Origin of the sequence: Pseudoalteromonas sp. SR45-6, assembly GCF_014163545.1 — a bacterium.
GTDB lineage: Bacteria > Pseudomonadota > Gammaproteobacteria > Enterobacterales > Alteromonadaceae > Pseudoalteromonas > Pseudoalteromonas rhizosphaerae.
The window spans coordinates 72,468-79,964 of the sequence record NZ_JACJDM010000015.1 but is presented as its reverse complement, the minus strand read 5'-3'; the positions used below and the strand labels follow the sequence as shown (position 1 = coordinate 79,964).

Genomic DNA, 7,497 nt, shown 5'->3' with positions numbered 1-7,497 from the left:
AAAATGGTTATAAATTAGCTAAAAATTTACCTGCTTATGCATGGATAAGCACAGGAGAAGTAGAAGAAAATATCAGGCCTTATTTAATTGTTGGCATGGGGGATAGTGGCGAGATAAAAGTATGGCTATCAAATGCACGATCTGACAGAAATAGAACAGGCCGTGTATTACACGAGCTTGGCTCTGGGCAAGCACAGTGGCGTGAGAATAAATGACCAGTTTTAAACGCCTTTTTACAACCAGCCAGAACAAGATGAAAAGAGTGAGCAATGGCAATCACAATTAATAAATGGATATAGATTATGGACAAGCTCATAAAATCACTCATCACACTTGCTTTAACATTATTTGTAATAGGTTGCTCGTCAACAGGAACAATTGATTACATGGTTGCAGGTGTCGGCACCAAAAATGGCAATGCAATTTGGGGCCGCTCAATAGTATTTGATGATGAGTGGGGGATCCCTTCCGGTGCAATAGAATGCTGTTACGCACAAGCTGGTGGTACGGTAAGTGTTTACGATAAAAAATTCCCAGAAAAAGTAGCCGTTGAATGGTTAGATAAGTCAGAAAATAGAATTTACTTTGGTGAAGTGGCAATAGATAAAAATGGTTATAGGTTAGCTAAAAATTTACCTTCATACACAGCGCATACAGGTAAGGTTTTTAAAGATGTAAAACCATATTTAATAGTCGGTATGGGTGAATCAGGTGAGATAAAGGTTTGGATTTCAAATACACCATCAGCGGGGTTTACAGGTCGCGTATTACACGAGCTTGGTTCAGGACAAGCCCAATGGCGTGAGAATAAGTAGTAAAGCCACTACCCTAAGCTTATGTTCTATAAAGTATTCGCAGAGGCAGCCCGTAGCTCATGACCCAGAAGAAGACGCTGAATTCACCACTAAAAACCACAGCTCGCGCTTTGTTATAATCAGCCTGCGCAAGCAGAGCTCAGCACACAATGGCAATCACAATTAATAAATGGATATAGACTATGGACAAACTCATAAAATTACTTATCACACTCGCTTTAATATTATTCGCTGTAGGATGTTCGTCAACAGGTAAAATTGATTACATGGTCGCAGGTGTCGGCACCGAAAATGGCAATGCAATTTGGGGGCGCTCTGTGGTATTTGATGATGAATGGGGAATACCGTCAGGGGCAATTGGGTGCTGCTATGGTGAAACTAGAGCGACGGTAAGTGTTTACGATCAAAAATTCCCAGAAAAAGTAGCCGTTGAATGGTTAGATAAGTCAGAAAATAGAATTTACTTTGGTGAAGTGGTAATAGATAAAAATGGTTATAAGTTTGCAAATAAACTACCTCGATTTAGTTACCATACAGGCGAAGTAGAAACTGATATTTACCCATATTTAATAGTCGGTATGGGTGAATCAGGTGAGATAAAGGTTTGGGTTTCAAATACACCATCCGCTGGGTTTACAGGTCGCGTATTACACGAGCTTGGCTCAGGGCAAGCCCAGTGGCGTGAGAATAAGTAGCAGAGCCACAGCCCTAACATTCTCTAAATTATGAGTAGAGGCGGCCCGTAGCTTTGGCCCACAAAGTGATGCGAGACAAGCTTTATAAAAAGATTATAAGCATCATAGGTGCTTAATATCAGGCATTACTTTGCAACAATGCCTTTTCTGAATCGATTTTAATTTCAACACCACTCCCATTTTAAGATAATCGGATATATAAATAACTTTTAAATTTAAGTATCGAGTCTGAGCCCTGTGTCTTGTTTAATTTTTTCGATCACCATATAAGTGTGGTGCGTACCAACACCCGGTATATCGACTAAATCACCAAGCACTTGACGGTATTCATCCATATCCGAAACCCGAATCTTTAATAGGTAATCATAGCCACCAGCAACCATGTCGCACTCAACCACTTGCTTTATTTTTAAAATATGTTCACGGAACACTTTAAATACCGCAGTATTTGACGTCACTAACGACACTTGCACATGCGCGACTAAGCTTTGATTAAGTTTGGCTTCGCTCAACTTGGCAAAGTAACCTTCGATGTAACCTTCTTGTTCAAGCCGTTTTACTCGATCAAGACACGGGCTGGGACTTAAGTTAACCTGCTTTGCGAGGTTAACATTAGATATTCTGCCGTTTTTTTGCAGAACGTCTAAAATTGCTAAATCGATACGATCGAGCATGCGTAATCTATTCGGACTTGTCATAACAGAATTTTATGCGGATAAGTTTAAGGTATGCCCTGTAAATTATCGTAAAACGCTAAATTTAACCAGCATATTCTGCTGGATTTTAATTAGAATGCACGCATTACGTACATAAAAATCGGGCAGCGAAATTTTTTAGCTGCAAGACTCCATACACCAGAGGGTTGCTTATGTTATTTGACGGCGATTTGACAACAACGTGTCCAATCAGACAAAAAATCCGTGACTTTTATCGCATTGACGAAAATGCTGTAATTGATCATATTTTACCGCTTGCTGAAGTTGGCGTAAAAGCCCGCAGCCGTGCTTGGGAACGTGCTCGCCAGATAGTTCACACTATTCGTCGCGATCAAGATGGTCAAAGCGGTGTTGATGCGCTACTTAATGAGTTCTCTCTCTCTAGTGAAGAAGGCGTGGTATTGATGTGCTTAGCTGAAGCATTACTTCGCGTGCCAGATAAAGCCACTCAAGACACGCTAATTCGCGATAAGTTAGCCAAAGGCGACTGGAGCTCTCACTTAGGCAGCAGCGACTCACTATTCGTTAATGCGTCATCTTGGGGTCTATTAGTGACCGGTAAAATGGTTAACTACACTGATAAAACCAAAGAACAGCAGTTTGGTGTACTGAAAAAAACCATTGGTCGTTTAGGCGAGCCGGTTATTCGTAAGTCAGTAAACTTTGCCATGAAGATCATGGGTAAGCAGTTTGTTATGGGTCGTACAATTAACGAAGCCATCGAACGCGCTGCAGAAAAAGAGCAAAAAGGCTATGTATATTCATACGATATGCTTGGCGAAGGCGCTCGCACCATGAAAGATGCACAGCGTTATTTCAATAGCTATATGAATGCGATTCATGCTATCGGTAAAGCGGCAAATGGCCGTGGCCCAATTAAGAGCCCTGGTATTTCAGTGAAGCTGTCTGCGATTCATCCTCGCTATGAGTTTACTCATAAAGAACGTGTCATGAACGAAATTGTGCCTAAGCTTAAAGAGCTGGCCATGGCAGCTAAAAGCTACGATATTGGCTTTACTGTTGATGCTGAAGAAGCGGATCGTCTTGATATTTCACTTGATGTAATCGAAGCAGTATTTAGTGATGATGACCTAGCTGGTTGGCATGGTTTTGGTTTAGCTGTGCAAGCGTATCAAAAACGCGCAATTTTTGTGATTGAATGGTTAACTGAGCTTGCCAGCCGTGTTGGTCGTAAAATGATGGTGCGTTTAGTTAAAGGTGCCTACTGGGATACCGAAATCAAAACCACACAACAAGATGGTTTAGAGCACTTCCCAGTATTTACTCGTAAGGCAACCACCGACGTATCTTACAAAGCATGTGCTATCAAAATGCTAGAAGCACGTGATGTACTTTATCCACAGTTTGCAACCCACAATGCCTACACTGCGGCAACAATTTTAGAAGTTGCTAAAGGTGATAACCAAGGTTTTGAATTCCAACGCCTGCACGGTATGGGTGAATCATTATTCGACCAAATCGTAACTGAAGAAAAAATTCAGTGTCGTGTTTATGCCCCTGTAGGTCAGCACGAAGATTTATTGGCTTATCTAGTGCGTCGTTTACTTGAAAACGGTGCTAACTCATCGTTTGTTAACGCCATTGTAGATACCACGAAACCTGTTGAATCGTTATTACCGGATCCGGTAGAAACACTGCAAGGTTTGCGTAACAAGTACAACACGCAAATTAAGATGCCGATTGATTTATACGGCGCTGAACGTGCTAACTCAAAAGGTATGGATTTAACCGATATCAATGTGATCACGCCATTCAAGGAAAATCTTGATAACTGGTTTGCAGAGCACCGTATTAGTGAAAGCGATATTCCTGAAGGTTCAATTGCAGTTAAAAACCCAGCCAATCATCAAGAGATCATCGGTCATATCAAGCTACAAAATAGCGATGATATGCTCACTCTACTAAGCAATGCAGAAACCGCCTTTGAATCGTGGTCACAAACGCCAGTTAAAGAGCGCGCAAACCTATTACGCCGTATTGCTGATATTCTAGAACGTCATCACGACGAGCTTGTGGCTATCTGTATCAAAGAAGCCGGCAAAGTAGCACAAGATGGTATTGACGAAGTACGTGAAGCGGTTGATTTTTGTCGTTACTACGCAGCTCGCGCCGAAGAGCTAAGTGAAGATGAGCGCTTTGAAGCCCGTGGTGTGATTTTATGTATCAGTCCATGGAACTTCCCACTAGCAATCTTCTTAGGTCAAGTTGCTGCAGCAATCGTAACTGGTAACACTGTTATTGCTAAACCAGCTGAACAAACTAGCTATATTGCGCTGCGCACTATTGAGCTTATGTTATCTGTTGGTTTACCAGAGCATGTGGTACAGCCTGTTATTGCGCGCGGTAGTGAAGTAGGTAAAACTATTGTTCCTGATGAGCGCATTCAAGCGGTTATGTTCACAGGCTCAACTGAGACCGGTACCATCATTTCACAAACACTTGCTGCACGTAATGATATTCAAGTACCGTTGATTGCCGAAACCGGCGGTCAGAACTGTATGATCGTAGATTCAACAGCATTGCCTGAGCAAGTCGTTGACGATGTGATTAGCTCTGGTTTCCAAAGTGCTGGTCAACGTTGTTCTGCACTGCGTGTATTGTTCATTCAAGAAGATATCGCAGATAGCGTAATTGAAATGATCAAAGGCGCGTTAAAAGAGCTACACATTGGCGATCCATCATTACTATCAACCGATATCGGCCCTGTAATTGATGAAAAAGCCTTGAAGAACTTAAACGAACACGTTGAGTACTTAAAAGGCAACGCAACACTGCATTATGAGTGTGATATTCCAGATAATAGCGAAAACGGAGCGTATTTCTTTGCGCCACGTTTATATGAAATCAAAGATCTATCTGTACTGAAACGTGAAGTATTTGGCCCATGTGTACATATCATTCGCTTTAAAGGCACAGAACTTGATAACGTGATTGACCAAATAAATAACACTGGGTTTGGTTTAACCATGGGTATCCATTCACGCATCGAAGAGCGTTGTGAATACTTAGCAAAAATGTCGCGTGCCGGGAACGTCTACGTTAACCGTAATATGATTGGCGCGATTGTTGGCGTACAACCGTTTGGTGGTCGTGGTTTATCTGGCACCGGACCTAAAGCAGGTGGTCCTAACTACTTAACTCGTTTAGTTAAAGAAAAAGCATCACCTGAAAACGTGCAAATGACTAACTTAACACCAGACGAGCTTGACACTCACCACTATTCAGGTGCTGCTGAGCAAGTCGAGAAGTTAATGGCAAACTCCATGCGCGATGAAAAAATTTGGCGCGCAACCCCACTGAACGATCGTGTTTCAGCGGTACGTCAGTTATTAGCTAAAGTTGCCACAGTCGATATTATTGACGAGTTAGCCGACGATTTAGCATTAACACTTGCCGATGCTCGTGCCCAACTTAATCGCCTTGAAAAGCACATGCGTAAGTTTACTACTTTGCCGGGGCCAACAGGTGAATCAAACACCCTTCACCTTGAAGCGCGTGGCTGTGTTGTATGTTATGCCGATAAGAGTACCTCGTTTAACTTCTGGGCTATTTCGATCATCACCGCACTTGCTGCAGGTAATACCGTGATCACCGTAGCGTCGGAGTTATTTTATGACGAAGCGGTGGCCTTTAAAGATAAGTTTATCTCAACAGGTATTGCTGAAGGGGTATTCCAAGTAGCTAAACCGAATCAGTTACAAGCTATTTTGGCGCACCCTCATTTAGCAGGTGCTGTTGTTGCATCGCGCTCATCACGCTTAGGCTACTTCAGTCAACAGCTAGCGCAACGTAAAGGAGCTATCTTGCCAGTGATCAGTGCTGAGTACTACGACACGCTAATCAAGCGCTTATTAACAGAAAAGACCATTAGTATTGATACAACTGCTTCAGGCGGTAATACATCACTAATGACTTTAGTTGAAGATGACGAGTAGAGTTTAAGTAGATATTAACAAAGGGCGCTAATTAGCGCCCTTTTTACTACTTATCCAGTAAGAATTTTGCTAACTTTGTAGTATGTTATTTATTATGAAGTAAACACATTGAAAATTATCCCAATCGATCAGCTTATACCAGGTATGTTTGTACATAGCGTAACTAAACAAACGGGTAAAATTAAAATCAAAAACCAAGGTTGGGTAAAAACGCAAGCTGGCGTACAGCAACTTATAAAAGCCGGTATCTTAGAAGTTGAAATTGATCCTGATAAAACCATCGTTGAACTCACTCCTACTGCCACAACAAACGATATAAAGGTTGAACCGCCTAAACAACGTGATCCTTGGTCTACAACACATAGTGTTGAGCAAGAGATGGACAAAGCATTTAAGCTCTACAGCGAAGCAAAACAACTGCAAAGCAAAGCATTTACCGATATAAAAGCCGGTAACACTATAGATATTACCCCCTTTAAGGAATTAGCTAGCGGCTTTATTGATTCGGTATTTCGTAATCAAGATGCGCTAGCATGCATCACCCGTATGCGTGAAAAAGACGCCTACCTACTAGAACACTCGATCAACGTCTCGATCTTAATCAGTATTTTTGCCAAACACTTAGGTTTTGAACGAGCGCTTATTGAAGAACTTGCCACCGGTGCGCTGTTACATGATATTGGTAAAATTCAGATACCGGATGACATTCTTAATAAGCCGGGTAAGTTAACCGATCAAGAATATAAAGTGATTCAGGATCATGCGCGTTTTAGTAAAGAAATTTTAGAAAAAGCGGGCCTTAAAGGCATTGCCGTCGATATTGCAGGCTTTCATCATGAGCGACTAGATGGCACGGGTTACCCGTTTGGCAAGCGAGCTGATGAAATAAGCCAGTACGTGCGTATGGCATCGATTGTTGATGTCTATGATGCACTTACCGCTGAGCGTGTTTATAAGGCCGGCATGGAGCCAATCAAGGCCTTTAAAATACTCAAAGATGGTTGTCCAGATAGCTTTGATGGCGAGTTACTGACTAAATTTATTCAGTGTATTGGCGTTCATCCAGTTGGCACGTTAGTTAAACTGTCGAGTCAAAAAGTCGGCCTAGTGACCAAAAGCAACCCTAGCAGCCCTCTTAAACCTCAAGTGAAAACTTTTTACAATGCAAAACACGCTCACTATACGCAAGTTCAAGATATAGATCTGGCGCATAACCGAAATCAAGATTCGTTAGAATCCGCCATTAAACCAGCGGATTTCAACATTGATTTAATTAGATTTTTCAAAAATTCAATTTTGCCGTAATGATCACCGA

General features: G+C 41.8%; 5 protein-coding genes and 1 pseudogene. 5 read left to right on the top strand and 1 reads right to left on the bottom strand.

Annotated elements, in window-relative coordinates:
• From H5158_RS09180 to H5158_RS09170, 3 genes and pseudogenes are all read left to right on the top strand, one after another.
• Positions 1-215, top strand: a pseudogene (locus H5158_RS09180) (DUF2931 domain-containing protein); the annotation flags it as partial.
• Between the two features lie 87 nt (positions 216-302).
• Positions 303-815, top strand: a complete 513-nt coding sequence (locus tag H5158_RS09175; RefSeq protein WP_182739887.1) for a DUF2931 family protein — start codon at positions 303-305, stop codon at positions 813-815.
• 182 nt (positions 816-997) lie between these two features.
• Positions 998-1,510 carry a DUF2931 family protein gene (locus H5158_RS09170; RefSeq protein ID WP_182739886.1) on the top strand — a complete coding sequence of 171 codons (513 nt, stop codon included), beginning with the start codon at positions 998-1,000 and terminating at the stop codon, positions 1,508-1,510.
• 215 nt (positions 1,511-1,725) lie between these two features.
• Here H5158_RS09170 and H5158_RS09165 read toward each other — a convergent pair whose 3' ends face one another.
• On the bottom strand, positions 1,726-2,208 hold the full coding sequence (locus H5158_RS09165; protein WP_145235173.1) for a winged helix-turn-helix transcriptional regulator: 483 nt from the start codon (positions 2,206-2,208) through the stop codon (positions 1,726-1,728).
• Between the two features lie 170 nt (positions 2,209-2,378).
• Between H5158_RS09165 and putA the strand changes: the two genes are divergently transcribed.
• Both putA and H5158_RS09155 read left to right on the top strand, forming a co-directional pair.
• Positions 2,379-6,182: a bifunctional proline dehydrogenase/L-glutamate gamma-semialdehyde dehydrogenase PutA gene (gene putA, locus H5158_RS09160; protein ID WP_182718365.1), complete on the top strand. Its 3,804-nt coding sequence runs from the start codon at positions 2,379-2,381 to the stop codon at positions 6,180-6,182.
• Positions 6,183-6,290: 108 nt separating this feature from the next.
• Positions 6,291-7,487, top strand: a complete 1,197-nt coding sequence (locus H5158_RS09155) for an HD-GYP domain-containing protein (protein WP_182739885.1) — start codon at positions 6,291-6,293, stop codon at positions 7,485-7,487.
• Positions 7,488-7,497: the final 10 nt, after the last annotated feature.